Annotated in this window: 1 protein-coding gene; it reads left to right on the top strand. The window is 66.7% G+C overall.

What is annotated here, in order from left to right; genetic code table 11:
• Nucleotides 1-82: 82 nt before the first annotated feature.
• The coding region (locus AiwAL_RS20225) for a transposase (protein ID WP_262313498.1) at nt 83-1236 on the top strand (1154 nt) is incomplete at its 3' end.

Below are 1236 nucleotides of genomic sequence, written 5' to 3'. Positions count from 1 at the left end.
GTATCTGCTCATCCTGGTCCGTCGGCCAGTTGAATCGATTGTGAATTGACGTGACCACGGCGGATACGATTCGACGGGAGGCGTGAGCGAGCTTCCTGACCTGTCCCTTCTATCGCATGCTGAGAAAGACGCGCTGATCCGCGCGCTGTGGGACGCGTTGCAAGCGTCCGAACGCAGGAACGCGGAACTGGCAATCCGGCTTTCGGCTGCGGAACGCCGGATTGCGGAGTTGGAGGCGCGGCTGAACGAGCCGCCGAAGCGGCCGGACAATTCGAGCCTGCCGCCATCGCGCGGGCAGAAGCCAAACCGGCCCGAGAAAGGTCCGCGCAAGGGGCCCCGCAAAGGCAGTCTCGGCCGTGAGGGCGGCGGTCGCTTGCTTGCCGAGAACCCCGACCAGACGGTGATCGCGAAGGCGGCGCATTGCCAGCACTGCCGTGCCGCGCTGACTGACGCGGATCAGCGCCTCGCGCAGCGCTACGACAGGATCGACCTGCCGCCGATCAAGCCGATCGTCACCCGCGTCGAACGCTATGCCGGCCATTGTCCGTGCTGTGGGGCGACCACGCTGGCAGCCGTCCCGGAAGGCATGGAAGCCGGCACGCCATTCAGCCTCAACCTCGTGGCGCTCGCGATCTACCTGCGCGTCATCCATGCGGTCAGCTACCGGCGGCTGTCGCGCCTGTTCACCGAGCTGTTCGGCCTGGCGATCAGCGAAGGCGCGCTGGATGCCGCATTCCGCCGCGCCAAGCCGGGCTTCGATGCCGATGTCGGCGCCATCCTCGCCCGACTGCGCCGCGCGCGGGTCGTCTGCTCCGACGAAACCTCGGTGCGGATCAACGGCCGGACCCATTGGAACTGGGCGGAGCCTGCCAAGGTTCCGCCGATGCGCAGCATCGGTGGAAGGCTGGCGGAGGGATTTCAGAACGACGAAGTCGTCATCCATGTGATCCGGCCAAGCCGGGGCGCCAACGTCGTCGCCGAGGTAATGGACGGCCATCGCCCCGCTATCTGGGTCTCCGATCTCTATGGCGCCCAGCGCGGTCATGCCGATGACTGGCAGATTCGCCTCGCCCACCAACTCCGCGACTGCAAATTCGCGATCGAGGCCGGCGATGCGATTTTCGCACCCAGAATGAAGGTCCTGCTGCTCCACGCCGTCGTGCTGGCGCGGCGCCATCGCACCCTCGCGGACGCTACAAGACGCGCCTGGCGGCGTCGCCTCGACCATGACCTCGA

Source organism: Acidiphilium sp. AL (assembly GCF_025499445.1).
Lineage (GTDB): Bacteria > Pseudomonadota > Alphaproteobacteria > Acetobacterales > Acetobacteraceae > Acidiphilium > Acidiphilium iwatense.
This window is presented reverse-complemented; position numbering and strand designations above follow the sequence as displayed.